24 protein-coding genes, 1 tRNA gene and 1 riboswitch are annotated in these 22,188 nt (G+C 62.2%); of the genes, 9 read left to right on the top strand and 16 right to left on the bottom strand.

Annotated features, from left to right (window positions below; all coding sequences use genetic code 11):
- Positions 1-4: 4 nt before the first annotated feature.
- Positions 5-121: an HAD hydrolase-like protein gene (locus tag JOZ06_RS00675; RefSeq protein WP_293227753.1), complete on the top strand. Its 117-nt coding sequence runs from the start codon at positions 5-7 to the stop codon at positions 119-121.
- Positions 122-189: 68 nt separating this feature from the next.
- Here the strand turns inward: JOZ06_RS00675 and JOZ06_RS00680 are convergent, their stop codons facing one another.
- The 3 genes from JOZ06_RS00680 to JOZ06_RS00690 all read right to left on the bottom strand — a co-directional run bounded on the left by JOZ06_RS00680 (position 190) and on the right by JOZ06_RS00690 (position 1,488).
- Entirely contained in the window at positions 190-564 is a 375-nt protein-coding gene (locus tag JOZ06_RS00680; protein ID WP_293227705.1) for a hypothetical protein, read from the bottom strand.
- On the bottom strand, positions 561-857 hold the full coding sequence (locus JOZ06_RS00685) for a DUF6516 family protein (protein WP_293227706.1): 297 nt from the start codon (positions 855-857) through the stop codon (positions 561-563). Before JOZ06_RS00685 ends, JOZ06_RS00680 begins: the two co-directional genes overlap by 4 nt.
- Before the next feature lie 76 nt (positions 858-933).
- On the bottom strand, positions 934-1,488 hold the full coding sequence (locus JOZ06_RS00690) for a flavodoxin family protein (RefSeq protein WP_293227708.1): 555 nt from the start codon (positions 1,486-1,488) through the stop codon (positions 934-936).
- Positions 1,489-1,614: 126 nt separating this feature from the next.
- On the opposite strand from JOZ06_RS00690, the gene JOZ06_RS00695 reads away from it, so the two are divergent.
- Positions 1,615-1,998, top strand: a complete 384-nt coding sequence (locus JOZ06_RS00695; protein ID WP_293227710.1) for a helix-turn-helix domain-containing protein — start codon at positions 1,615-1,617, stop codon at positions 1,996-1,998.
- A gap of 269 nt (positions 1,999-2,267) precedes the next feature.
- Positions 2,268-3,203 (top strand): hypothetical protein, encoded by a 936-nt coding sequence (locus JOZ06_RS00700; protein WP_293227712.1) that lies wholly within the window; start codon positions 2,268-2,270, stop codon positions 3,201-3,203.
- Positions 3,204-3,206: 3 nt separating this feature from the next.
- Here JOZ06_RS00700 and JOZ06_RS00705 read toward each other — a convergent pair whose 3' ends face one another.
- The 3 genes from JOZ06_RS00705 to JOZ06_RS00715 all read right to left on the bottom strand — a co-directional run bounded on the left by JOZ06_RS00705 (position 3,207) and on the right by JOZ06_RS00715 (position 5,345).
- Positions 3,207-3,935, bottom strand: a complete 729-nt coding sequence (locus JOZ06_RS00705; protein ID WP_293227714.1) for a cytochrome c biogenesis protein CcdA — start codon at positions 3,933-3,935, stop codon at positions 3,207-3,209.
- A 2-nt stretch (positions 3,936-3,937) separates the two neighbouring features.
- Entirely contained in the window at positions 3,938-4,324 is a 387-nt protein-coding gene (locus JOZ06_RS00710; RefSeq protein ID WP_293227715.1) for a thioredoxin family protein, read from the bottom strand.
- A gap of 136 nt (positions 4,325-4,460) precedes the next feature.
- A complete protein-coding gene (locus JOZ06_RS00715; protein WP_293227717.1) occupies positions 4,461-5,345 on the bottom strand; it encodes a LysR family transcriptional regulator in 885 nt (294 codons plus the stop codon).
- 100 nt (positions 5,346-5,445) lie between these two features.
- Between JOZ06_RS00715 and mdtH the strand changes: the two genes are divergently transcribed.
- Positions 5,446-6,669, top strand: a complete 1,224-nt coding sequence (gene mdtH, locus JOZ06_RS00720) for a multidrug efflux MFS transporter MdtH (RefSeq protein ID WP_293227719.1) — start codon at positions 5,446-5,448, stop codon at positions 6,667-6,669.
- A gap of 229 nt (positions 6,670-6,898) precedes the next feature.
- Here mdtH and JOZ06_RS00725 read toward each other — a convergent pair whose 3' ends face one another.
- Positions 6,899-7,690 (bottom strand): PhzF family phenazine biosynthesis protein, encoded by a 792-nt coding sequence (locus JOZ06_RS00725; RefSeq protein ID WP_293227720.1) that lies wholly within the window; start codon positions 7,688-7,690, stop codon positions 6,899-6,901.
- 96 nt (positions 7,691-7,786) lie between these two features.
- On the opposite strand from JOZ06_RS00725, the gene JOZ06_RS00730 reads away from it, so the two are divergent.
- On the top strand, positions 7,787-8,296 hold the full coding sequence (locus tag JOZ06_RS00730; protein ID WP_293227721.1) for a DUF1993 family protein: 510 nt from the start codon (positions 7,787-7,789) through the stop codon (positions 8,294-8,296).
- Positions 8,297-8,527: 231 nt separating this feature from the next.
- Here the strand turns inward: JOZ06_RS00730 and JOZ06_RS00735 are convergent, their stop codons facing one another.
- Complete coding sequence (locus tag JOZ06_RS00735) at positions 8,528-9,292, bottom strand: transporter substrate-binding domain-containing protein (RefSeq protein ID WP_293227723.1); 765 nt, start codon at positions 9,290-9,292, stop codon at positions 8,528-8,530.
- A gap of 57 nt (positions 9,293-9,349) precedes the next feature.
- On the bottom strand, positions 9,350-9,802 hold the full coding sequence (gene dtd, locus JOZ06_RS00740) for a D-aminoacyl-tRNA deacylase (RefSeq protein ID WP_293227725.1): 453 nt from the start codon (positions 9,800-9,802) through the stop codon (positions 9,350-9,352).
- Between the two features lie 78 nt (positions 9,803-9,880).
- Here dtd and yaaA point away from each other — a divergent pair, with 78 nt between their 5' ends.
- From yaaA to JOZ06_RS00755, 3 genes are all read left to right on the top strand, one after another.
- Positions 9,881-10,657, top strand: a complete 777-nt coding sequence (gene yaaA, locus JOZ06_RS00745) for a peroxide stress protein YaaA (protein WP_293227727.1) — start codon at positions 9,881-9,883, stop codon at positions 10,655-10,657.
- 909 nt (positions 10,658-11,566) lie between these two features.
- Positions 11,567-13,432 (top strand): oligopeptide transporter, OPT family, encoded by a 1,866-nt coding sequence (locus JOZ06_RS00750; RefSeq protein ID WP_293227728.1) that lies wholly within the window; start codon positions 11,567-11,569, stop codon positions 13,430-13,432.
- A 17-nt stretch (positions 13,433-13,449) separates the two neighbouring features.
- Positions 13,450-13,803 carry a PqqD family protein gene (locus JOZ06_RS00755; protein WP_293227730.1) on the top strand — a complete coding sequence of 118 codons (354 nt, stop codon included), beginning with the start codon at positions 13,450-13,452 and terminating at the stop codon, positions 13,801-13,803.
- Between the two features lie 118 nt (positions 13,804-13,921).
- Here the strand turns inward: JOZ06_RS00755 and JOZ06_RS00760 are convergent.
- Together JOZ06_RS00760 and JOZ06_RS00765 are read right to left on the bottom strand one after the other, a co-directional pair.
- Positions 13,922-13,998 (bottom strand) — tRNA-Met (locus JOZ06_RS00760).
- A 293-nt stretch (positions 13,999-14,291) separates the two neighbouring features.
- Positions 14,292-14,477: a hypothetical protein gene (locus tag JOZ06_RS00765; RefSeq protein ID WP_293227732.1), complete on the bottom strand. Its 186-nt coding sequence runs from the start codon at positions 14,475-14,477 to the stop codon at positions 14,292-14,294.
- Between the two features lie 283 nt (positions 14,478-14,760).
- Here JOZ06_RS00765 and JOZ06_RS00770 point away from each other — a divergent pair, with 283 nt between their 5' ends.
- A complete protein-coding gene (locus JOZ06_RS00770; RefSeq protein WP_293227733.1) occupies positions 14,761-16,035 on the top strand; it encodes an aminotransferase class I/II-fold pyridoxal phosphate-dependent enzyme in 1,275 nt (424 codons plus the stop codon).
- Here the strand turns inward: JOZ06_RS00770 and thiE are convergent.
- The 5 genes from thiE to gcvT all read right to left on the bottom strand — a co-directional run bounded on the left by thiE (position 16,007) and on the right by gcvT (position 22,180).
- Positions 16,007-16,648: a thiamine phosphate synthase gene (gene thiE, locus JOZ06_RS00775; RefSeq protein WP_293227734.1), complete on the bottom strand. Its 642-nt coding sequence runs from the start codon at positions 16,646-16,648 to the stop codon at positions 16,007-16,009. The genes JOZ06_RS00770 and thiE overlap by 29 nt on opposite strands.
- Positions 16,648-17,451 carry a hydroxyethylthiazole kinase gene (gene thiM / locus JOZ06_RS00780; RefSeq protein WP_293227736.1) on the bottom strand — a complete coding sequence of 268 codons (804 nt, stop codon included), beginning with the start codon at positions 17,449-17,451 and terminating at the stop codon, positions 16,648-16,650. Before thiM ends, thiE begins: the two co-directional genes overlap by 1 nt.
- Positions 17,452-17,498: 47 nt before the next feature.
- A riboswitch (TPP riboswitch) is annotated at positions 17,499-17,595 on the bottom strand.
- 105 nt (positions 17,596-17,700) lie between these two features.
- The gene (gene gcvP / locus JOZ06_RS00785; protein WP_293227738.1) at positions 17,701-20,556 is read right to left on the bottom strand and encodes an aminomethyl-transferring glycine dehydrogenase; all 2,856 of its coding nucleotides are present in this window, start codon (positions 20,554-20,556) and stop codon (positions 17,701-17,703) included.
- 72 nt (positions 20,557-20,628) lie between these two features.
- Complete coding sequence (gcvH, locus tag JOZ06_RS00790; protein ID WP_293227740.1) at positions 20,629-21,018, bottom strand: glycine cleavage system protein GcvH; 390 nt, start codon at positions 21,016-21,018, stop codon at positions 20,629-20,631.
- 73 nt (positions 21,019-21,091) lie between these two features.
- The gene (gcvT, locus tag JOZ06_RS00795) at positions 21,092-22,180 is read right to left on the bottom strand and encodes a glycine cleavage system aminomethyltransferase GcvT (RefSeq protein ID WP_293227742.1); all 1,089 of its coding nucleotides are present in this window, start codon (positions 22,178-22,180) and stop codon (positions 21,092-21,094) included.
- Positions 22,181-22,188: the final 8 nt, after the last annotated feature.

Genomic DNA, 22,188 nt, shown 5'->3' on the forward strand with positions numbered 1-22,188 from the left:
CGGCATGAGCACCGCGCTCGTGCTCTCCGGCGTCACCACGCGCGAGTCGATGACGCATTTCCCCTATCAGCCGGATTACATCTTCGACAGCGTGGCGGATATCGATCCCGATACGCTGTAAACGCAAACAAAACGGCCCGGGACATCTGAACTGCATCCCGGGCCGTTTGCTGCTGGGGTGGCGCGGTGTCAGCCGACCAATGCTTCAAGGCGAAAGCTTGCTGCAGTGACACTGACCTCTTTCATTTTGCCGTGTCCAGGCAGTACCTTCGGGGCAACTTGTAGCAAGCCTGCCTTAGCCAATTCATCAACGTCCCGCTTCACGGCGCTGCGATCGCGGTGAAGCCGCTCGGAAATGGCGGTAATGGAGCCTGGCTGCGCCTTGACTGAGCGGAAGAGGGTGATTCTGGCAACGGTCAACAATCTCAAGACTTCAGCTGGATCCTCGAAGCTAATTACATGTTCTTCGGGTAGCGACTTGCCTTGATCCGCTAGCCTAGCGATCTTGCGACCGCGTTTGAAGAAGTCCTCTTCGGTGGCGGTTTTGATGATGAGGTCGCTCATACCTTATTCCTTAGTTCAGTCCAGGCCTGTTCGAATTGCACCTCGATATCTTCGAAGCTGACAAACTTCACCGGCTCTACCCGACCCAAATAGTGCCGATGATGGCCGTCGTGCGCGTTATCGTAACCGATGACTCGACCGTTATCACCCGAATACACATGATGATTAATATAAGCAAGATTATAGCGGGTCACGTTACCTTGCTTGTCGACCCAGACTTCTCGTCGCAACTTGCCATTGCCACGCTTGTCAGAAATTTTGTGTGATTCATCGATTACTTTTATCTCAGCCATGACCCAATATATCATGGCTGCTATGCAAACAAAATGGCCCGGGGACATCCCGGGCCATTTGCTGTTCGGTGGGCGGTTAGCCGCGCAGGCGTTTGGCCACGTCGGCGACGCGGGCGCCGTACTTGACCGCGGTCTGCAGATCGCCCGCCGACATTTCTTCCACGCTGGCGTCCGCCGGCGTTTGCACCAACAGGCCGACCGAGCCGCCCATGTTGTTTTCGTCTTGGCGGGTGGCCGCCTTGGTGTTCGCCGGCAGTTGGCCGAGGCTGACCCAGATGCCGCCGTGCTGCGAGGCCAGGGTTTGCAGCCAAATCAGGGTGACGGCCTTGTCGCCGTTGAAACTGGCGCTGTTGGTGAAGCCGCCGAAGACCTTGTCTTGCCAGTTGCGGGTGAACCAGGCCTTGGAGGAGGCGTCGGCGAATTTTTTGAATTGCCAAGGCACCGAGCCCATGTAGGTCGGCGCGCCGAAAATGATGGCGTCGGCCGCGGCCAGGTCGTCCCAAGCGGATTCCGGCACGTTGCCGTCAGCATCGATGGCGATCAGGTGCGCACCGGCGCCTTCGGCCACCGATTCCGCCACGCGGCGGGTATGGCCGTAGCCCGAGAAGTAAACCACAACGGTTTTGCTCATTGATTGCTCCAGGGAGGTTTGTCGCCACGGCCCATGCCACGGCTTGGCATCCATGGTATCTTTTACATACCAAGTGTCCAAGAAGGCACTTGTAGCTTACTTAGTTACCTGAAGGAAACCACCGCCATGACCGACTTCCTCTGCGACCTTGCGTCCTACAACGTCTATAGCCAGGCCTGCCCGGCGCGCCTGGTGCTCGATCGGCTGGCGGACAAATGGTCGCTGCTGCTGATGGACCGGCTGAGCCAGGGCCCGGTGCGTTTCAATCAATTGCGCCGCGACGTCGAGGGCATTTCGCAGAAGGTGCTGTCGCAGTCGTTGAAAAAGCTGGAGCGCGACGGCCTGATCGCGCGCCGGGTATTCGCCACCGTGCCGGTGACGGTGGAGTACACGCTGACCGAGCTGGGCGCGACCTTGTCGGATACGGTGGCTTCGCTGGCGCATTGGGCCGAGCGCAATATCGACGCCGTGCTGGCGTCGCAGCGTCAATACGACGCGCACAATGCCTAGGATCTGTCTTTCGTTGGGTGAGCGGCGCAATGCCGCGCGTTGCGCGGCGATTGCGCCCTACGCAACGGGACACTCATTCGCGTAGGGTGCACTCGCCGAAGGCAGTGCACCGCCATCTTATGACGACAGACCCTAGGATCTCGGCTTTGTCCGCTGGGGGCCGGGGCGTCGTCTGGTAGCGGGTTCGGAATACACAGGCAGAGCCGGCCGGGGCATCCGGCTATCCTCGCCGTTTCGTCCGAGATGGACGTCACGCGAGGAGACCCGCCATGCCGAAGACCGTGCCCGAAAGGGGTTTCAACCTGCCGCCGACGGCGGTGAACGACTATCGCCCGGTATTTTTTCCCGCGCTGTTGCCCGATCGGGCGGACCTGTTGCTGGCCATCCGGGCCTTTCATGATGCCGAGGGCGATAGCCGGCTGCTGTGTGTCAATACCCGCACCTTTGAGACCCGCGTCTTGCGGGCGGGACAACTGGCGTATCGGCGCGAGAGCGGCGCCGGCGCCCCAGGGTATTTCACCGATGCCGAAATTCAACGCACACCGTATAGGCGCGCGCTGGTCCACGCCACCGAGGCGCCATCTCCCTTGTCCAATGGCGGGTTGACGCATGCGCAGCAGCCGGTCAACGGCGCGTTCCTGACGGTTGACTTGTGTCCGTCGGTTGCGCCGTTCGAGCGCGCGTTTTTCGAGCGGCTGCTGGCGTTGTCGTCGACGCGTCAGCAGCCGCTCGCGCTGGCGGTGGCCGTCAGCGGCTTGTGGCTGATGGCGCACCGGCAGGCATTCGCTTGGCTGCAGCAGTTGCGGCGCGCCGAGCGCTTGGCGATCACCTGGATCAACCACGCGACCACCCATCTCTATCTCCCGGATCTGCCGCTGGCGCAAAACTTCCTGCTGCACCCGTCGCAACGGATGGGCGACGAGGTGCTGGCGCTAGAGCGGTTATTGCTGCTGGCCGGCGAGACGCCTTCGGTGTTCTTTCGCTATCCCGGTTTGGTGTCGGATGAGGCGCACATGGCGCGGCTCGCCGCGTTGGGGCTGATTCCGGTGGGCGCGGATGCCTGGCTTGCACATGGCGAGCTGGCAGCGAACGGCGCGATCGTGCTGGTGCATGGCAACGGCAACGAGCCGCGCGGCATCGCGCTGGCGTTGGAAATTCTGACGTGTTTCGAGTGGTTGCCGCTGACGCGGGCGTTGGCGGCATAACGCTCAGAAGCGGGTGGTCAGCGCCGTGAGCCAATCGGGCGAGTGCTCGACCAACCAGGTCTCCAGCACGCGGTCGAGCCCGCTGACGATGAGTAGCGCCACCAGCAGCAGCACGAGGCCGAGCACGCCGCGGCTGACGGCGCCGGCCATGCCCAGCGTCGCCAGCCGCGGGCGCAGCCAGTGACGCGACAAACCGGCGAGCAGTAGCACCGGCAGCGCCGCGCCCAGCCCGAACAGCCCCATCAATAACGCCACTTGCGGCAATTGCCGCCCCTGTCCGGCCAGGACGATGGCGGCGCCGAGCGTCGGTCCGACGCAGGGGCTCCAGATCAGCCCGAGCAAGACGCCGACGACGAACTGTCCGGACATGCCTTCCAGCCGCCATCGCTGGCCAAGCCGTTGGCCGAGATCGGCCAGCCCGGCTCCGGCGCGATAAAACGCGCGCGCAAGGCCGTTGGACAGCAGAGCGAGGCCGAATAGGCCCAAGAAGCCGGCCGCCACGTCGCGCGCCATGGTGGCACTGAACGGTAGGGCGCCGGCGGCGCTGGCCAGCAGGGTGCCGGCGGCGGCATAAGACAACGCCAGCCCCGCCGCCAAGGCCAGCGGCGCGCGCGGATGAGCCGCCAGCGCCGAGGCGATCAGCACCGGCAACAGCGGCAATACGCAAGGCGACAGGGTCGACAGCAAGCCGGCCGCGAAGCCCAGGCCATAGCGCCACAAGGTGAAATCCATGGTTACGGCAGGCTGGCCTTCACCAGGCGCTCAATGCCGTCGGGCGAGGTGTCGCCGACAGTACGCGCCATTTCTCGGCCGCCTTTAAAGGCGATTAGCGTGCTTTGCATGTCGACGCGATAGTGCGTCAACAAGGGTTTGTCGCGGTCGAAATCGATCAGCAGCAACGTGACGGCATGGTAGGCCGGCGCGTGCATCAACTGGTTGAGAATCGGTTTTTGCGCTTTGCAGGTTGGACACCAGCTGGCATGAACGGCGACGACCACCGGTTTACCCTGGCGGCTCAGCGTATCGAATTGCCCTTGGGAATAGGGCAGGGTGTCGCCCGCGCGGGCGATGACGCAGCCCACGGCAAGCACGAGTGACAGAATGAGTTGGCGGCGGTTCATGGCGGTTCCTCTGCGGCGGCTGTTTTCATTCTAGCCGGTATCTGCCGCCGTTGCTGAAAGGCGGCCTCGTCAGCGTTTGGTGGCCGCAAGTTGCCGGATGCAACAGTTGTTTCAAGCAATCTTATGGCTGCGCGGCCTAGCCAGCCGCGAGCGCGCGCGCCGTGTCGAGCACGATCTGCTTGGCCTCATCCTGCCGCTTGCCGCTGCGGTACGCCATCATCACTTCCCATTGCCATTCCGGCAGCTCCGGAATGTGCAGCTTCACCAGATTGCCGCGGCCGAGATCGTCGCGCACCGACAATTCCGGCAGAAACGACACGAAGCCGTGATGCAAAGCCATGTCGCGCGCCGCCGACGCCGGCTGAATGGCATGAATCGCGCTTTGCCGTTGCCGCACGAGCCACAGGCGGCGGATCAGCTCCTCGCAGCCGTCGCCCCAGAATTGCGGTGCGATGCGGTGATCGGCCACCGTCTTCAGCGTCAGCGGCCCCTCGATGCGCGCCAGCGGGTGATGTGCCGCCACCACCGGCACGATGGTCGAGCGCCATAGCGGCTCCACCTGCACGCCGGCAATCGCCGGGCATTTCAGGACGAAGCCGACGTCGATGTCGCCAGTCAGCACCGATTGCATGATTTGCGGCGAATGGTCGGTATGGCAGCGGATTTCAAAGGGCGCATCGACCAGCCGCAGCAGCAATGGTCCGAATACCGGCGTGGTCAGCGACGGCAGACAGGAGAGGTGGATGCGCGGCAGCGGCGGCGCGGCCAGTAAAGCCTCTTGTCCTTGTTGGAATGCCTGGACGGCCTGGCGCGCCGACACCAGGAACAACTCGCAGGCCGAGGTCGGTTCCGCGCCGCGACGGTGGCGGCGGAATAGCGCTTGGCCAAGTTCGGTTTCCAGCACGGCAATCCGTTGGCTGACCTGCGGCTGTGACCAGCCGCGGCGCGCGGCGGCCTGGCTGAAGCTGCCCAGTTCGGCCACGTCGATCAGCAGCGCCAGATCTTCTAGCGAAACAGACATAATAATTTCCGATATTTAGTATTCTAAGAAATCGTATTACATGATAGCTAATGTCACGCATATAATTCATTAATAAAGAATATTTACGAAGGGGGAGATCATGTCGCCAGCCGGGCTGGCCCGCCGTCGCGGGAAGTGGTTCATCTTGCTGGATAGCCAGCTGGTGCTGCTCGGCTTTTACATGGTCATCCCGATGATCAGCGTGCATTTCGTCGACGGTCTGGGCTGGGCGGCGGCGAGTGTCGGCGTGGCGCTTGGCGCGCGCCAATTGACCCAGCAAGGGTTGGGCCTGTTCGGCGGCGCGTTGGCCGACCGTTTCGGCGCCAAGCCGCTGATCTTGTGCGGCATGCTGTTGCGCGCGGTGGGCTTTGCCTTGATGGCATTGGCGCAAGCGCCGTGGGTCTTGATCTTGTCTTGCGTGCTCGCCGGCTTGGGCGGCGTGCTGTTCGATCCGCCGCGCAGCGCGTTGGTGGCGAAGCTCGTACGCGCGAACGAGCGGGCGCATTTCTATTCGATTTTGATGGTGCAGGAAAGCGCCGGGGCGGTGACCGGCGCCCTGATGGGCGCTTGGCTGCTGCGTTTCGATTTCCGCTGGGTCGGCTTTATGGGCATGGGCGTGTTTCTGCTGACCGCGCTCGTCAATGCCGTGCTGCTGCCGGCGTATCGTGTGGCGAGCACGCGCGACGCCGCCCCGTTGACGTCGCTGCGCCGCGTGCTGGCCGACCGTGGTTTCATGCGCTTCGTGCTGACCCTTAGCGGTTATTACGTGCTATGCGTGCAAGTATTGCTGTTGATGCCGGTGCTGATGAAGAAGCTGACCGGCAGCACCGCGGCGGTGGGCTGGATGTTCACGCTGGAGGCGTGTCTGTCGCTCAGTCTGCTCTATCCGTTGGCGCGCTTGGGTGAGCGCCATCTGCTGCGCGAGACGCGCATGCTGATCGGCCTGGCGTTCATGACGGTCAGCTGGGCCTGTCTGACCTGGATACGCTTGCCGTTGCCGGCGTTTTGCGCGTTGGGGCTATTGTACTTGGGCACGCTGATCGTCGAACCGGCGCGCGAGGCGTATGTGGCGAGTCTGGCCAATCCTCAGGCGCGCGCGAGCTATATGGGCGCGAGCCGGCTTGGCCTGGCGCTTGGTGGCGCGGCGGGTTACGCCGGCGGCGGCTGGCTGTACGACATGGGCGAGCGTCTGTCGCTGCACGGGTTGCCGATGGCCGTCCTGGCGCTGATCGGCGCCGCGACCTGGTGGACACTGTACCGCCAGTTCTTCCGCGAGTCGGGCACGGCCGCCGCCAAGGTGGCGGCACGCGCCGGCGCCGTCTAAGAACCGCTAACAAAATACATTTCGCAGTTGGGTAGCGTGCATTCGCGAAGCAACGCACGGCCTGTGGGCTCGCGTAACAAAACCTGTGCGGATGTCTTTCGCGGTTGGGTAGCGTGCGTTCGCGAAGCAACGCACGGCCTGCGGACTCGCTCAAGACGTGCATTGCCTGCGGCGAATGCACGCTACAAAATCTGGGCGGATGCGTGGCCAGTGCTTTTTGTTAGAGATTCTAAACCGTGATCGTGCCGCGCAGGTATTCCACCGCGTGGCCCGATACCAGCACCCGGTCTCCTTCCAATGCGCAATACAAGATGCCGCCGCGCGCCGACAGCTGGCGCGCCACGAGCTGGGTCTTGCCTAGCCGTTCCGCCCAGAACGGCGTCAGCGCGGCGTGGATGGAGCCGGTAACGGGGTCTTCGTCGCCGCCGTTGGCGGGCCAGAAATAGCGTGAAACGAAGTCGCTCTCCTTGCCCGGCGCGGTGACCGCCACGTCGTAGGGCGCCAGGGTTTTCAGCGGGGCGTGTTGGATCTTCAGACGGCGGATGGTCTCTTCTTCGTCGTAGAGCGCGACATAGGCCTGCACGTTGCGGTAGACCGCGCGCGGCGGTTCGGACAGCCCGGCGAGCAGGGCGGGCGGGATGGTTTCGACCGGCTTGGGCGCGCGGTTGGGAAAGGCCATTTGCAACGCGCCATCCGGCTGGCGGCGCACGAGCAGCTCGCCCACCGCGTCGGCCCAAAAGGACAACTGCGTCCACGACGGGTTCTGCTGGAATAACAAGTAGGCGGAAGCCAGTGTGGCGTGTCCGCAGAAGTCGATCTCGGTGAGCGGCGAAAACCAGCGGATGGCGATCTTCTCTTGCGCGCCGGTCAGGAAAAACGCGGTCTCCGACAGATTGTTCTCGGCGGCGATGGCTTGCATGGTTGTTTCCGGCAACCAGGCGGCCAACGGCACCACCGCCGCGGTGTTGCCGTGAAACGGCACCTTGGTGAAGGCGTCGATGTAGCAAATATCCAATTTCATCACGGTTTGTCCTGATATTTATCCATCATGGGTTTATCATTGCCGCCTGCGGGCCGTCAATCGGCGTCCGTTCCCCCCAATGAAGGAGACAGGGTCATGAGTTTCTCGATGTATGACGCCTCTGTGCCGGTGTTCAAGCACATGCTGTGTAGTATGTCGGCGATTTTGCGCAAAGCGGCGGCGCACGCCGAGGCGAAGAAAATCGCTCCTGAGGCGTTGCTGAATGCACGGCTATTCCCCGACATGTATCCGTTGACGCGCCAGGTGCAGATCGCCACCGACCAAGCCAAGGGCTGTGTCTCCCGGCTTGCCGGGGTGGAGATCCCCAGTTATGAGGACACGGAAACCACCTTTGACGAGCTGCAAGCCCGCATCGCCAAGACGTTGGCATATCTGGACGGCCTGAGCCCGGCGCAGTTCGACGGCAGCGAAAGCCGCGACATCACGCTGACCGTGCGCGGCGAGCCGATGACCTTCAAGGGGGCGCATTACTTGCTGCAGTGGGTATTCCCCAACTTCTATTTTCACCTCACCACCGCATACGACATCCTGCGCCATAACGGCGTCGAGGTCGGCAAGCGCGACTTCCTCGCCGGCGGCGTCTGAGTTCCGCGCGCAGCCTGAAAAAAACCGGCAACATCGCCGGTTTTTCAGGCTGTTGATTTAGTGGTTTGCAGCGGTTGGGGAGGGCCCGGCAAAGCCGGGCCTCAGTGGCAACTGACTGATTTCGCAGCCTGCCCATCGATTCCCTCTCCCCCTGCCCTCTCCCTGAGAGGGGGCGCTCGCTTCGCGAGCATGGGTTTGTCAACACCCTCAGGACTGCCACGGCAGTCCTTTTTATTTGTGCAACGCGCTCAGATAACGGCGGGTGAAATCATCGACATCGACGTGGCGCAGCCCGCCGGAAAAGCTATCCGCCAAAGTCTGACCCTGGGCGTCGCGCTTGAAGCAGATATACAGCCCTTGTACCTGCAAAGGCGGCCTCAGACTATCGAGCAGCGCTTCCTGGCCACGCAGCCGGGGGCTATTGGCCAAGAGCCATGCCATGACATTGCGGTCGATAATGATCAGCGCGACGCGGCCATGCGCCAACTTATCCAGATTCTGCTCATCGGACAGGGCGACGTCGACCTTTTGCACGCCGCGGGCGACGTTGGCGTCGAACGCCTCGGTATTGTTGTAGCCTTGGACGACGCCAATGCGGTAGCGAGCCAGATCGGACACGCCGCGCACCGGCGGGTATTGGCTGTCTTTGCGCTTGGCAAGCACCACCGGGCTTTCGCCGGCCCGCTCGGACAAGTAGCAGTCGCGCCGGGCGGCGGGAGAAAGATATTCGGGGAAGTACCCGTCGAAGCGCGCGTCGTGCAGGCCTTTATAGACCGCGGCGCTCCAGGGAAAGGTTTCGACCTCGAGCCGGTATCCGGCGGCGGCGAAAGCCGCCCGGACCAAGGCGGTATTCACCCCGCCCTGAGGCAGGGTTTCGCTGTTGTACGGCGGCCACTCCAGCGTCGCCAATCGCACCACGGGCAGCGAATCGGCCAGCCCGCCCCGTACCTGGCACAGGCAAAGCAGCAGCAATAAGACGCGGAACCGTCGAGTCATGAAGGGATTCATTTCATCGTCTTCTAGCGAACGGGGCTGTTTTCACTATACGATGTCCTACTCCGGATTGTCGCTGTCCAGCCAAATTGTCACTGGACCGTCATTGACCAAGGCGACCTGCATGTCGGCGCCGAACACCCCCGTCGGCACCGGCCGGCCCAGCGTGGCGGCCATGTGCGCCACGAAGCGCTCGAACAGCGGCTGCGACATGACGGGCGGGGCCGCGCGGGAATACGACGGCCGATTGCCTTTCTTCACGCTGGCCAATAACGTGAACTGGCTCACGGCAAGCACCTCGGCGCCGACCTCCAGCACGGACCGGTTCATCACGCCCGCTTCGTCGTTGAAGATGCGCATTTGGCTGATTTTGCGGCATAACCAGTCGATATCCGCCTCGGTATCTTCTGGCGCGATGCCGACGAGCACCAAAATCCCAGGGCCGATCCGTCCCGTCTCTTGCTCCGCGACCGTGACGGCGGCTTGCGTCACCCGTTGTAGTAATGCCCGCATCATTTTTCCTTTTTTCCGATGGCGACAACTTATAGAATGCCAGACAATTTGCCAGATAATCCAATCAAGGACATGCCCATGCTGATGGTGATTTCGCCAGCCAAAACCCTGGATTACGACACGCCGGCGCACGTTGCCCGGTATACCCTGCCGGATCTGCTGGATCACAGCGCCGAGCTGATCAAACTGCTCCGCACCCGCACCCCCGCCGATATCGCCGCCATGATGGGCATCAGCGATGCGCTGGCCACGCTGAACGTCGGCCGCTACCACGACTGGCAGCCGCACTTCACCCCCGACAACGCCAAGCAAGCCGTCTTGGCCTTCATGGGCGACGTTTACGAGGGACTCGATGCCGCCACGCTCGACGCCGGGCAACTCGATTGGCTGCAGAATCACCTGCGCATCCTCTCCGGTCTCTACGGCTGCCTGCGTCCACTGGATTTGATGCAGGCCTACCGCCTGGAAATGGGCATCAAGCTGGCCAACGCGCGCGGCAAGGATCTGTATGCCTACTGGGGCGACCGTATTACCGAGCGCCTCAACGACGTATTGGCGGCCGATAGCGATCCGGTACTGGTTAACCTGGCGTCGAACGAATACTTCAAGTCGGTGCGGCCGGCCAAGCTTCGCGCGCGCGTCGTCACGCCGGTGTTCCAGGACCAAAAGGGCGGGCAATACAAGGTGATCAGCTTCCACGCCAAGCGCGCGCGCGGCTTGATGGTGCGCTGGGCCGTTGAGCATGCAGTGACCGACCCGCAGACGCTGAAGGCGTTCGATAGTGAGGGTTACGCCTTCTCGCAGGAAGCCTCCACCGGCGATAGTTGGGTCTTCCGTCGCGAGGCGGTTCGCTAGAGCCCTCTTGGCTTGCCGCGTCTCGTTGGTCCGCGAGGGCGCTGTGACGCGGCATGAATGCCACATAATCAAAAAATAATTTAGTTAAAATCGACGCACATTTATATAAATGCGACAAAAACAAAACATGAAATTTAGATTTAACCATTTCTTTTTGATTACATTCGAATAGCACGGTTTCCCGCTCTTCGATCGCCGCATTCGCGCGGATCGAAACGCCGAATCGGCATGCTGCATGGCAAATAAAACACAGCCAAAGCGCAAAAGGCATCATTCACCCAAAAAAATTCATGCGAGGGTTTTTCGTTGCGCGCTTCGGCATAAATAACATACGGTAATGCCGCATTAAGTCTTTGAACTTAAGCTTGATTCCCATAGCAAAATCAAGGGTTTCGTCCGGCTATTTCACCTCGTTTCCACCCTACTTCACAAACCACCATCAGACCGGCCGCGCTATGCAAATTATGAATATATGCATGTCGCAATTTCATGGCCGCGCACGTAGGGCACAGCAACAACCCATACGTCATAAATCGCCAGTCACGTCACCCCCACACGGACCGCATCCGTCACACAAATCGGTTGTCAAGCTCATATTTAATATGCCTTTCGGCTCGTTTAGGCCAGGTTGTTGGTGACCGCACATGCGGCTAGGATCGCACCTGTGTCCGAGGGGTGGGACGTGGGCGTTTCGACGCGAAGCAAAGCGCACGCCTCTCCTTCGGCGGGCTGACCGCACTCAGCCACAGGGAAGCAGAACAGGGGCCGCGGCATGTTTTCGCCAGGCCCCCTGAACCGCGCGCCGGTCATTTGGCGGACACAACGTTCGATAATACGGAGTCATAAATGAAAAAAGAGCTACCGAAAGGTGCATACGGAGGCATCGCAGGGAAGGATTACGTCCCGTACATGGATGGCACCTCCACACTTGGTGGAGGCGTAATCGTCTTCATCATCGGTTTGATTCTTGCCGCAGTCTTTGCCGCGTCCACTGCCTACTCGGGCATGAAGGCCGGCTTGACGGTTGCGGCGGGGATTCCGGGTGCCATCATTGGTACCGGCCTCATCAACATGTTCGCCAAGAAACACGGCATTCTGGGCAAAAACCTGCTGCAAGGGATGTCCAGCGCGGGCGAATCGGTCGCCAGCGGCCTGATCTTCGTGCTGCCGTCCATTCTGCTGATCGGATCTCAGTTCAGCTTCCTGGAAGGCTTGCTCGCCGGCGTCGGCGGTGTGCTCTTCGGTATCGGCGTAGCGTCGATCGTGCACAACTACCTGCTGGTGGACGAGCACGGCAAGCTGATGTACCCGGAATCGATGGCGATCTCGGAAACCCTGGTCGCTTCCGACGCGGGCGGTGAATCGCTCAAGTACATGGGCATCGGCTTCGGCATCGGCGGCTTGGTCACCCTGGTGACCGGCGCGGTGTTCGGCTGGATCAACAACGTCATCAGCTACATCGGCACCCAGACCTACAAGTATCGCTTCGAGATGGAAGTGAACCCGATGCTGCTTGGTATCGGCTTCATCGTCGGCCTGGAAATCTCCCTGACCATGTTCGCCGGCTCCATCATGTCGAACTTCGCCGTCATCCCGCTGATCGGCTACTTCTCCGATATGGCAGCCCCGGGCCTGATGGTGTGGAACAAGTCGAAAGTGGCCATCCACGGCATGCCGGTCGGCGTAATCGCCAGCTCCTACGTCAAGTACATCGGCGCCGGCATGATGCTGTGCGGCGGCATCATCGGCGCGATCAAGCTGATCCCGGTCATCATCGGTTCCATCAAGGAAACGCTGGGCGCCAAGGCCAGCGGCGCCAACGGCAAGGAAACCCAGTATCTGAAGATCCTGCTGCTGGGCGCGGTGATTTCCTTCATCGCTGGCCTGGTCGGCTCCGGCGGCAACGTCATGATGGCCATCGTCGGCGGCGTGCTGTCGCTGATCCTGATGGTGCTGTTCGTGATCGTTTCCGGCCGTTTGACCGGCACCATCGGCACCTCCAACCTGCCGGTATCCGGCATGACGATCGCCTCGCTGGTTCTGGTGACCATGTCGTTCGTGCTCATGGGCTGGCACGGTCTGGCCGATAACAAGGCACTGCTCTTGTTCGGCAGCCTGATCGTGGTTGCCGTGTCCATCGCCGGCGGCTACATGCAGACCCAGAAGGTGACCTTCCTCATCGGCGGCCACAAGAACGAAATGCAGCGCTTCTACGCGCTGGCCAGTATCGTCGGCGTGGTCGTGGTTGTCGGCACCATCATGATTCTGTCCAAGCAGTTGGCCAACACCGGCGCCGATGCGCAATTCGGTCTGCCGCAAGCCAACCTGATGGCAACGCTGACCTCCGGCATCATGTCCGGCAAGCTGCCTTGGGTCATGATCTTCGTCGGCGTGTTCATGGCGCTGGTGCTGTACTTCCTCAACCTGCCGATCATGACCGTGGCCATCGGGTTCTATCTGCCGATTTCCACCACGTCGATCATCCTGGTGGGCTCGCTGCTGCGCATCCTGGTGGAAAAAACCTCCAAGAACGAAGCCGACAAAGACGCCAAGGTCGCCCATGGCATCAGCCTGTCCTCCGGTCTGGTTGCCGGCGGCTCGATCATTGGCCTCATCGGCATCATTCTGCAGGTTTCGGGCATCATCAACCTGCAAGATCTGACCGGCTTTGCCGCCAGCAATGAAGTCGCCATTCTGCTGTTGGCCGTGCTGGTAATCCTGACGCTGATCCCGCTGATCACCGCCAAGACGCATCATCACCACGCTGAAAAGTAACGAGGAAAGAGACGGTCATGGACGACAATAATCCGCTCAAAATAGTTTTCCAGCTCTCTGCTCAACTGGATTATGAGGTCGATGACCGTCGCATCGTAACCATCCTGCGCAAGCAGGACCACTGGATCCAACGGCTCGCACGGAAACTGACGTTTAAGATTCCGGCGTTCCGCAGGATCGAGCTGGACGATTACGGCAGCTTCGTTTTGCTCAGCATCGATGGCAAACGCACGGTGGAGGAGATCGGCGCGGCGATGAGCGCGCAGTTCGGCGAGCGAGCCAATCCGCTCTTCGAGCGGCTGCTGATGTTCCTCAACCACATCGAAAAGCAGGAACGCTTCATCGTCAAAATGCCGGCCCTGCAAAGCTGACAACGACGACGAAGGGATACGACGACGGCCGCGGATACGCGGCCGTTTCTATTTGAGGTTTTGGCGGACGATACAAAGCAAAAACCCCGCCGGATCGGGCGGGGTCTCACTGAATTCTTGGTTGCGGGGGCAGGATTTGAACCTACGACCTTCGGGTTATGAGCCCGACGAGCTACCAGACTGCTCCACCCCGCGTCAGAAGAAGTGCATCTTAACACCGGAGCGTCCCCCTGTCCAGGAATCCCAAGTATTTTTTACCTATCGTTTACATCATCTACATATTCCGGAAACAGCCAGCGGGTATCCTGGCATCAGGATTTCAGGTCAACCCGCCTGGGTGGCATGAGATTCTTGTTATCTCTCTGCACCGTAGTATCCCTTTTGTTTATGGCCGCCTGTGCGGCCATTTTTTTTGAGCGCAAACGACAAACGCTCCCACGTACGGAGTCGCGGGAGCGGCAGAAGTAAAATGATGGGGTAAACGGAATTTAGGCTGCGGCGGTAATGAAGCCGTTGGCGGGATACAGTGCCGTGGTCAAGCCGGAAACCGTGCGGAAAGTCACTTCGAACATCTTGCCCACAGGGGCGACACTCACGACTTCGTAATGAATGATCTCACCGCTATCGCGATGTTCAAGAATCTTATGACCTGGTTGCAGTTGGCTGATTTTCATATTTAACCTTCTTATTATGGTCTATCAAATACACGAAACGTTGAATCAACTAAACTAATTCGACATAGAGTATTAAGTCAAGTTCCATTGCACTCTAATATAAGAATAATCAGACAATGTGACACGCAGATGGTGCCGCAATGACAGATTGATGGTTACAAGGCGTTTTGGTTCCCACCATATAACCAGATAGAATAACAAATAAAATCAACTGCTATTTCCATTTCTATCTCCGTGGGGTACTGTAACCTCATACAACAACGTCATTACAAGGGATGAAGAGATGAGATTGGAAACCTTGGCGCTGCATGCCGGCTATTCCCCCGACCCGACCACCCGCGCGGTGGCGGTGCCGCTCTACCAGACCACGTCCTATGCGTTCGACAGCACGCAACATGGCGCAGATCTGTTCGACCTCAAGGTGCAAGGCAACATCTACACCCGCATCATGAATCCGACCACCGACGTACTGGAAAAAAGGCTGGCGGCGCTGGAAGGCGGCATCGGCGCCCTGGCGTTGGCATCCGGCATGTCGGCCATTACCTACGCGATTCAGACCATCGCCGAGGCCGGCGACAACATCATCGCCACCAGTACGCTGTACGGTGGCACCTACAATCTGTTCGCCCACACCTTTCCGCAGTTCGGCATCGAAGTGCGCTTCGTCGATCACCGCGACCCGGCCGCCATCGAGCAGTTGATCGACGCGCGCACCAAGGCGGTCTTCGTAGAGTCCATAGGCAACCCGCTAGGCAACGTGGTCGATTTCGCCGCCTTCGCGCGCCACGCCCACGCGCATGGCGTACCGCTGATCGTCGACAACACCGTGCCGAGCCCCTATTTGTGCCGGCCGTTCGAGCATGGCGCCGACATCGTCGTCCATTCGCTGACCAAGTATATCGGCGGCCACGGCAACAGCATCGGCGGCGCGATCGTCGACTCGGGCCAGTTCCCCTGGGATCAGCATAAGGACCGCTTCCCGCGGTTGAACCAACCCGATCCTTCTTACCATGGCGTGGTCTATACCGAAGCGCTCGGCCCGGCCGCCTTCATCGGCCGCGCGCGCGTGGTGCCGCTACGCAACACCGGCGCCGCCATCTCGCCCTTCAACGCCTTTCTGATCCTGCAAGGGATGGAGACCCTGCCCCTGCGCATGGACCGCATCAGCGACAACGCGCTCAAGGTGGCGCAATTCCTGCAAGCGCACCACCAAGTGGCGTGGGTCGAATACGCCGGGCTGGATGGGCATCCGTCGCGCCCCTTGGTCGATAAGTACCTGGGAGGCCGGGCATCCGGCATCCTGTCTTTCGGTATTCAGGGCGGCGTCGATGCCGGCGGCCGTTTCATCGACGCGCTGCAGTTGATCACGCGGCTCGTCAACATCGGCGACGCCAAATCGTTGGCCTGCCACCCCGCCACCACCACCCACCGCCAATTGTCGCCGGAAGAGCAAGTCAAAGCCGGCGTGCGGCCGGAAATGGTGCGCCTGTCGATCGGCATCGAGCACATCGACGACATCCTGGACGACATCAAGCAGGCATTGTCGAAGGCCGGCTGAGGGCATGAAGCGCGCGCGCCGCCGCAAGGGGATCGCGGCTGGCGCAGATCGCGCTCACCACCGCCACGCCGGCGGCGCCGACCGCGAACAGCGGCGCGGCGTTACCGGCGTCAATCCCGCCTATCGCCACCACCGGCAACGGGCTCGCTCGGACGATGGCCGCCAGTCCCGCCACGCCGCAAGGCGCGTCCGCGTCGGCTTTGGTCGCGGTGGCGAACACCGGACCGACGCCCAGGTAATCCACGCCGCTTGGCGGCACGCTCTCCAGCTGTTCCAAGCGGCTGACAGACAGACCGAGCAGCGCGTCCGGTCCGAGCAAGCGGCGCGCCGCCGCCACCGGCAGGTCCTGCTGGCCCAGATGCACACCGTCGGCGCCGGCGATCAGCGCCACATCCAATTGATCGTTGATCACCAATTTCGCGCCGCCGGCATGGCACAGCGGCAGCAAGGCCTGCGCCGCCTCAAGCCACTGCCGTTTCTTCCACGTTGGCGCGCGCAACTGCACCACACCCGCGCCGCCCGCCACCGCCGCCTCGGTCACGCGCAGCATGCCGTCGAGCCCGCCGCACAAATCGGGGTCCAACACCAGGTAAAGCGACAGATCGGCTTTCATCACGGCCACCGTGCCGCCAAGTCGTCCCCCCGCAGGTTGGCCAGCGCGTCGACAAGCGCCACGGCGAAACTGCCCGGCCCCTGGCTTGTCCGCGCCGCCGTCTCGCCGGCGAGTTTCATCAGCGCGCAAGCCGTTGCCGCCGCCTGCACGCCATCGGGCACGCATGCGGTGAACGCGGCGACCAGGGCAGAGAGCGAGCAACCGGTGCCGGTCACCTGCTGCAAGCGCGCATCGCCGCCGGCAATCGCCAAGGTCTGCCGGCCATCGGTGATGAAGTCGGTCGCACCAGTCACCGCCACGACCGCCCCGCTCGCCTCGGCCAATTGCCGCGCCGCCGCCAAGGCGGCCTCGCTGCCGACCAGGCTGTCCACGCCACGGCCGCCGGCAGCCACTCCGGCCAGCGCCATGATCTCCGATGCATTGCCGCGGATCGCCCGAGGGCGCTGCGCCAAGAGCTCGTGACAAAAAGCCGTGCGCCATGCCAGCACGCCGACCGCCACCGGGTCGAGCGTCCAGGGGGTGCCCGCCTGACGGGCGGAGGCGACCGCCACGCGCATGGCGCTAGCCTGCTCCGCGGTCAGCGTGCCGACATTCACCAGCAACGCGCCGGCAATGGCGGCAAACGGGCCAGCCTCTTCAGGCGCGACCACCATTGCCGGCGCGGCGCCAACGGCCAACAGCGCGTTGGCGTTGAAAGCGGTGACGACCGAGTTGGTCAGACAGTGCACCAGCGGCTGCGCGGCACGCAGGCGGTCGAGATGGGGGGCGGCGAGCCGGCCGGAAAAAGCGGTTACTTGATTCATTTCGTCTCCTCGGCGCGGGGCGAGGACGACGGCAGCAAGGCGGGGCATGCGTGGCGCCGTGACTTCCCTACGCTGGCATGATCCAGATCAGGTGGATACGGGTGTTTCTCAGCCGTCGGTTAGACGGCACCCCGAGTCACATTTGCCTGGACATTGTGACGTCCGCATAGACCAAGCGTCAATCACGGCGGCAACAAAAACGCCCACGGACAAAGTCCGCGGGCGTCGCAGGCAGCCAATCACGCTGGCTTACAGATACTCGTCCATCGGCGGGCAGCTGCACACCAGGTTGCGGTCGCCGTACACGTCGTCGATGCGGTTCACGCTCGGCCAGAACTTATTGTCGAACACGTGCGGCAGCGGGAACAACGCTTCCTCGCGGCTATACGGATGCGTCCATTCGCCGGCCACGTCCGACTTGCTGTGCGGCGCGTTCTTCAACGGATTGTCCTCGGCCGGCCATACGCCGTTTTGCACCTTGTCCACCTCGGCGCGGATCGCCAGCATGGCGGCGATGAAGCGGTCGAGTTCGGCCTTGGATTCCGACTCGGTCGGCTCGACCATCAGCGTGCCCGGAACCGGGAAGCTCATGGTCGGCGCGTGGAAGCCGTAGTCCATCAAGCGCTTGGCGATGTCCACCTCGGTCACGCCGGAAGCAGCCTTGAGCGGGCGCAGATCGATGATGCACTCGTGCGCCACGCGGCCGTTGGCGCCGGTATACAGCACTGGGTAATGCCCGGAGAGCTTGCTCGCGATGTAGTTGGCGTTCAACAGCGCATGCTGCGTCGCTTGCTTCATCCCTTCCGCGCCCATCATGGTGATGTACATCCACGAAATCGGCAGAATCGACGCCGAACCGAACGGCGCCGCCGATACGGCGCTCTGTCCTTCCGATGTGCCGGCAATCGGGGCGACCGCGTGATTGGCCATGAACGGCGCCAGATGCGCCTTCAGGCCGATCGGTCCCATGCCCGGTCCGCCACCGCCGTGCGGGATGCAGAAGGTCTTGTGCAGGTTCATGTGGCTGACGTCGGCGCCAATGTCCGCAGGACGCATCAGGCCGACCTGAGCATTGAGGTTGGCGCCGTCCATGTACACCTGGCCGCCGTGCGCGTGCACGATCTCGCAGATCTCGGCGATCGCCGCCTCGAATACGCCGTGGGTCGACGGATAAGTGATCATCAGCGCCGCCAGGTTGTCCGCATGCGCTTCGGCCTTGGCCTTGAGATCACCGACATCGACGTTGCCGGCGTCGTCGCAATCGACCACCACTACCTTCAGGCTCATCATTTGCGCCGAAGCCGGGTTGGTGCCGTGGGCAGAACGCGGGATCAGGCACACGTCGCGGTGCGCCTCGCCGCGCGACGCGTGATAGCGGCGGATCGCCAACAGGCCGGCGTATTCGCCCTGCGCGCCGGAGTTCGGCTGCATGCAGATGGCGTCGAAACCGGTGATCGCCTTCAGTTGCTCGGCCAGACCATCGATCATCTTCAGATAGCCGCCCACCTGATCGCGCGGCGCGAACGGATGAATCTCGGCGAACTCGGGCCAGGTGATCGGCAGCATTTCGCTCACGGCATTGAGCTTCATCGTGCAAGAGCCCAGCGAGATCATCGAGTGGTTCATTGCCAAATCGCGATTTTCCAGCCGCTTCAGGTAGCGCAGCATTTCGTGCTCGGTGTGATGGCGCTGGAACACCGGGTGCGTCAGGAAGGCGGATTCGCGCTTGAGCACCGGCGGAATGGCGTCGAGCGTGGCGGCATCCAACTGCACCAGATCGGCCACCTTGCCGGTAAAGACGCGGATCAGCGCCTGCAGATCGGCCTCGGCGGTCGCCTCGTGGAAGCTGACCCCCACCACACCCTCGCCGGCATCGCGCAGGTTGTAACCGGCGTCACAGGCGGCGCGGATCACCTCGGCGGCACGGCCGCCCAACTCGACCTGCACGGTGTCGTAGAAACGGTCGTACTTGACCTTGCCGCCGGCCTGGCGCACCGCCGCGGCGAACAGCGCAGCCAGGCGGTGGATGCGGGTGGCGATGCGGCGGAGCCCCTCGGGGCCGTGGTAAACGGCGTACATGCCGGCGATATTGGCCAGCAGCACCTGCGAAGTACAGATGTTGGAGTTGGCTTTTTCGCGGCGGATGTGCTGCTCGCGCGTCTGCAGCGCCATGCGCAGCGCGGGCTTGCCCTTGGCATCGACCGACACGCCGATGATGCGTCCCGGCGCGGCGCGCTTCATTTCGTCCTTGAAGGCGAAATAAGCGGCGTGCGGGCCGCCGAAGCCCATCGGCACACCGAAGCGTTGGGTCGATCCCAATGCGATATCGGCCCCCAGCTCGCCCGGCGACTTCATCACCACCAGCGCCATGATGTCCGCGGCGACGATGGTGACCGCGCCATGCGCGCGCGCCGCGGCAATCGGCGCCGACAGGTCGAACACGTCGCCCGCCTCGCCCGGATATTGGAACAAGGCGCCGAAATAATCGCCTTGACCGGCTTCTTCCGGGTGCCCCAGGCACAACTCGAAGCCGAAATAGGCGGCGCGCGTCTTGAGCACGTCCAGCGTCTGCGGCAGCACGCGGCGGTCGACGAAGAAGCGCGACGACGGGCTCTTCGACACCCGGCGCGCCATCGCCATGGCTTCGGCCGCGGCAGTGGCTTCGTCCAACAGAGAGGCGTTGGCCATTTCCATGCCGGTCAGGTCGGTCACCATTTGCTGGAAGTTCAGCAGCGCCTCCAGACGGCCTTGGGCGATTTCAGCCTGGTACGGGGTATAGGCGGTATACCAGCCGGGGTTTTCCAGCACATTGCGCAGAATCACCGCCGGCGTCAGCGTGGGGTGGTATCCCAGGCCGATATAAGACTGCTTGATGACATTCTGCCGCGCCAGCTGCTTGAGCGCCGCCAAGGCCTCGGCCTCGGGACGGGCGTCCGGCAACGGCAGCCGCGCCGGATAGCGAATGGCGGACGGCACGGTTTGGTCGATCAGGGCATCGAGCGAGGATGCGCCGATCGCCGCGAGCATGGCTTGGCGGTCGGCCTCGGACGGGCCGATGTGACGAGCGACGAATTCGTCGCGATTGAACAACTGAGAGAGCGTCATGATCATCAATCCGGAATTAAACAGCGGAAAAGCAAAAAAAAAGCCTCGCACCCGGGCGAGGCTTTTTCTCGATCAAGCACCGACTTCGGTCGCGTAAGCCGCGGCGTCCATCAACGCGTCGTAGTCGGCCGGGTTCGCCGGGCGGATCTTGAAGAACCAGCCCTGGCCGTACGGGTCGGTATTGGCCAATTGCGGCTCGGCTTCCAGCGTGGCGTTCACTTCGACCACCTCGCCGGCGATCGGGCTGTAGACGTCGGAAGCGGCCTTGACCGATTCCACCACGCCGGCCTGATCCTCGGCGGCGAGCTGTGCCCCGACCTGCGGCAGTTCGACGAACACGATGTCACCCAGCAGCTCCTGCGCGTGATCGGTAATCCCCACGGTCACCACGCCGTCGGCGGCGGAGAGACGCAGCCATTCGTGGCTGGCAACGTATTTCAGGTCGGACGGAATATTGCTCATTACAAACTCCCTGTGGTTCGGATGTGTTGCGAATGATCGGGTGGGCGGGGGCCGTCCCCCGCCCTGGGCTGCATTACTCGAAAACCTTCTTGCCGTTGCGCACGAACGGCAGCTTGACCACGCGCACCGGGGTCAGCGTGCCGCGCAGATCGACTTCGGCCGTCGCGCCGGTGCCGACCGGCACGCGGGCAATGGCGATCGAATGCTTGAGCGTGGGCGAAAAACTCCCGCTGGTGATCACGCCTTCGCCGACGCCCGGCACCACCACGCGCAGACCGTCGCGCAGCACGCCGCGGCCTTCCAGCACGAGGCCCACCTGCTTCATCTTCAGACCGGCGTCCTTGGCCGCTTCCAACGCCTTGCGGCCATTGAAGTCGCGCGTAGCCGGTTCCCAGGCGATGGTCCAGCCCATGCCGGCCTCCAGCGGCAGCACGGTCTCGTCCATATCGTGGCCATAGAGATTCATGCCCGCTTCCAGACGCAGCGTGTCGCGCGCGCCCAGACCGCATGGCGCCACGCCGCCGGCGACCAACGCGCGGAACAGCGCGGCGATCTCGCCGGCCGGCACCATGACTTCCAGGCCGTCTTCACCGGTATAGCCGGTGCGGGCGATGAACCACTCGCCGACAAACGCCCCTTGGAACACTTTGAGGGATTTGACGATCTCGGCCGCAGCGGGCTTGACGTCGCAGAATTTGGCAATGGCATTGGGGCCCTGGACCGCCAGCATGGCCAAGTCGTGCCGTACCTTGAGCGACACGTCGAAGCCGGCCTTCTGGCGCTCCATCCAGGCCAGGTCCTTTTCGGTGGTGCCGGCGTTGATCACCATGCGGTAGCCGTAAGCGGTCAGATAGACGATCAGGTCATCCACCACGCCGCCTTGCTCGTTGAGCATGCCGGAATACAACGCCTTGCCCTCGAAACCGAGCTTGGAGACATCGTTGGCGATCAATTTTTGCAGCCAGGTCTTGGCATCGGCGCCGGTGATATCCACCACCGTCATGTGGGACACATCGAACATACCGGCGTCCGAGCGGACGAATTCGTGCTCTTTGAGCTGCGAACCGTAATGAATGGGCATTTCCCAACCGGCGAAATCGACCATCTTGCCGTTTGCGGCCAGATGTTCTTCAAACAGGGGCGTGCGTTTCGGTGCCGTCATGGCGCATC

Origin of the sequence: Paludibacterium sp. (assembly GCF_019232825.1) — a bacterium.
Lineage (GTDB): Bacteria > Pseudomonadota > Gammaproteobacteria > Burkholderiales > Chromobacteriaceae > Paludibacterium.

What these genes read in the sequence shown, in the direction of transcription:
- gcvT (WP_293227742.1), bottom strand. Translation starts at nt 22,180, where the DNA reads ATGACGGCACCGAAACGCACGCCCCTGTTTGAAGAACATCTGGCCGCA.
- JOZ06_RS00675 (WP_293227753.1), top strand. Translation starts at nt 5, where the DNA reads ATGAGCACCGCGCTCGTGCTCTCCGGCGTCACCACGCGCGAGTCGATG.
- thiM (WP_293227736.1), bottom strand. Translation starts at nt 17,451, where the DNA reads ATGAATCAAGTAACCGCTTTTTCCGGCCGGCTCGCCGCCCCCCATCTC.
- JOZ06_RS00690 (WP_293227708.1), bottom strand. Translation starts at nt 1,488, where the DNA reads ATGAGCAAAACCGTTGTGGTTTACTTCTCGGGCTACGGCCATACCCGC.
- JOZ06_RS00685 (WP_293227706.1), bottom strand. Translation starts at nt 857, where the DNA reads ATGGCTGAGATAAAAGTAATCGATGAATCACACAAAATTTCTGACAAG.
- thiE (WP_293227734.1), bottom strand. Translation starts at nt 16,648, where the DNA reads ATGAAAGCCGATCTGTCGCTTTACCTGGTGTTGGACCCCGATTTGTGC.
- gcvH (WP_293227740.1), bottom strand. Translation starts at nt 21,018, where the DNA reads ATGAGCAATATTCCGTCCGACCTGAAATACGTTGCCAGCCACGAATGG.
- JOZ06_RS00715 (WP_293227717.1), bottom strand. Translation starts at nt 5,345, where the DNA reads ATGTCTGTTTCGCTAGAAGATCTGGCGCTGCTGATCGACGTGGCCGAA.
- JOZ06_RS00730 (WP_293227721.1), top strand. Translation starts at nt 7,787, where the DNA reads ATGAGTTTCTCGATGTATGACGCCTCTGTGCCGGTGTTCAAGCACATG.
- JOZ06_RS00710 (WP_293227715.1), bottom strand. Translation starts at nt 4,324, where the DNA reads ATGAACCGCCGCCAACTCATTCTGTCACTCGTGCTTGCCGTGGGCTGC.
- JOZ06_RS00700 (WP_293227712.1), top strand. Translation starts at nt 2,268, where the DNA reads ATGCCGAAGACCGTGCCCGAAAGGGGTTTCAACCTGCCGCCGACGGCG.
- JOZ06_RS00705 (WP_293227714.1), bottom strand. Translation starts at nt 3,935, where the DNA reads ATGGATTTCACCTTGTGGCGCTATGGCCTGGGCTTCGCGGCCGGCTTG.
- JOZ06_RS00735 (WP_293227723.1), bottom strand. Translation starts at nt 9,292, where the DNA reads ATGACTCGACGGTTCCGCGTCTTATTGCTGCTGCTTTGCCTGTGCCAG.
- JOZ06_RS00725 (WP_293227720.1), bottom strand. Translation starts at nt 7,690, where the DNA reads ATGAAATTGGATATTTGCTACATCGACGCCTTCACCAAGGTGCCGTTT.
- JOZ06_RS00770 (WP_293227733.1), top strand. Translation starts at nt 14,761, where the DNA reads ATGAGATTGGAAACCTTGGCGCTGCATGCCGGCTATTCCCCCGACCCG.
- mdtH (WP_293227719.1), top strand. Translation starts at nt 5,446, where the DNA reads ATGTCGCCAGCCGGGCTGGCCCGCCGTCGCGGGAAGTGGTTCATCTTG.
- JOZ06_RS00755 (WP_293227730.1), top strand. Translation starts at nt 13,450, where the DNA reads ATGGACGACAATAATCCGCTCAAAATAGTTTTCCAGCTCTCTGCTCAA.
- yaaA (WP_293227727.1), top strand. Translation starts at nt 9,881, where the DNA reads ATGCTGATGGTGATTTCGCCAGCCAAAACCCTGGATTACGACACGCCG.
- JOZ06_RS00680 (WP_293227705.1), bottom strand. Translation starts at nt 564, where the DNA reads ATGAGCGACCTCATCATCAAAACCGCCACCGAAGAGGACTTCTTCAAA.
- JOZ06_RS00750 (WP_293227728.1), top strand. Translation starts at nt 11,567, where the DNA reads ATGGATGGCACCTCCACACTTGGTGGAGGCGTAATCGTCTTCATCATC.
- JOZ06_RS00765 (WP_293227732.1), bottom strand. Translation starts at nt 14,477, where the DNA reads ATGAAAATCAGCCAACTGCAACCAGGTCATAAGATTCTTGAACATCGC.
- gcvP (WP_293227738.1), bottom strand. Translation starts at nt 20,556, where the DNA reads ATGACGCTCTCTCAGTTGTTCAATCGCGACGAATTCGTCGCTCGTCAC.
- JOZ06_RS00695 (WP_293227710.1), top strand. Translation starts at nt 1,615, where the DNA reads ATGACCGACTTCCTCTGCGACCTTGCGTCCTACAACGTCTATAGCCAG.
- dtd (WP_293227725.1), bottom strand. Translation starts at nt 9,802, where the DNA reads ATGCGGGCATTACTACAACGGGTGACGCAAGCCGCCGTCACGGTCGCG.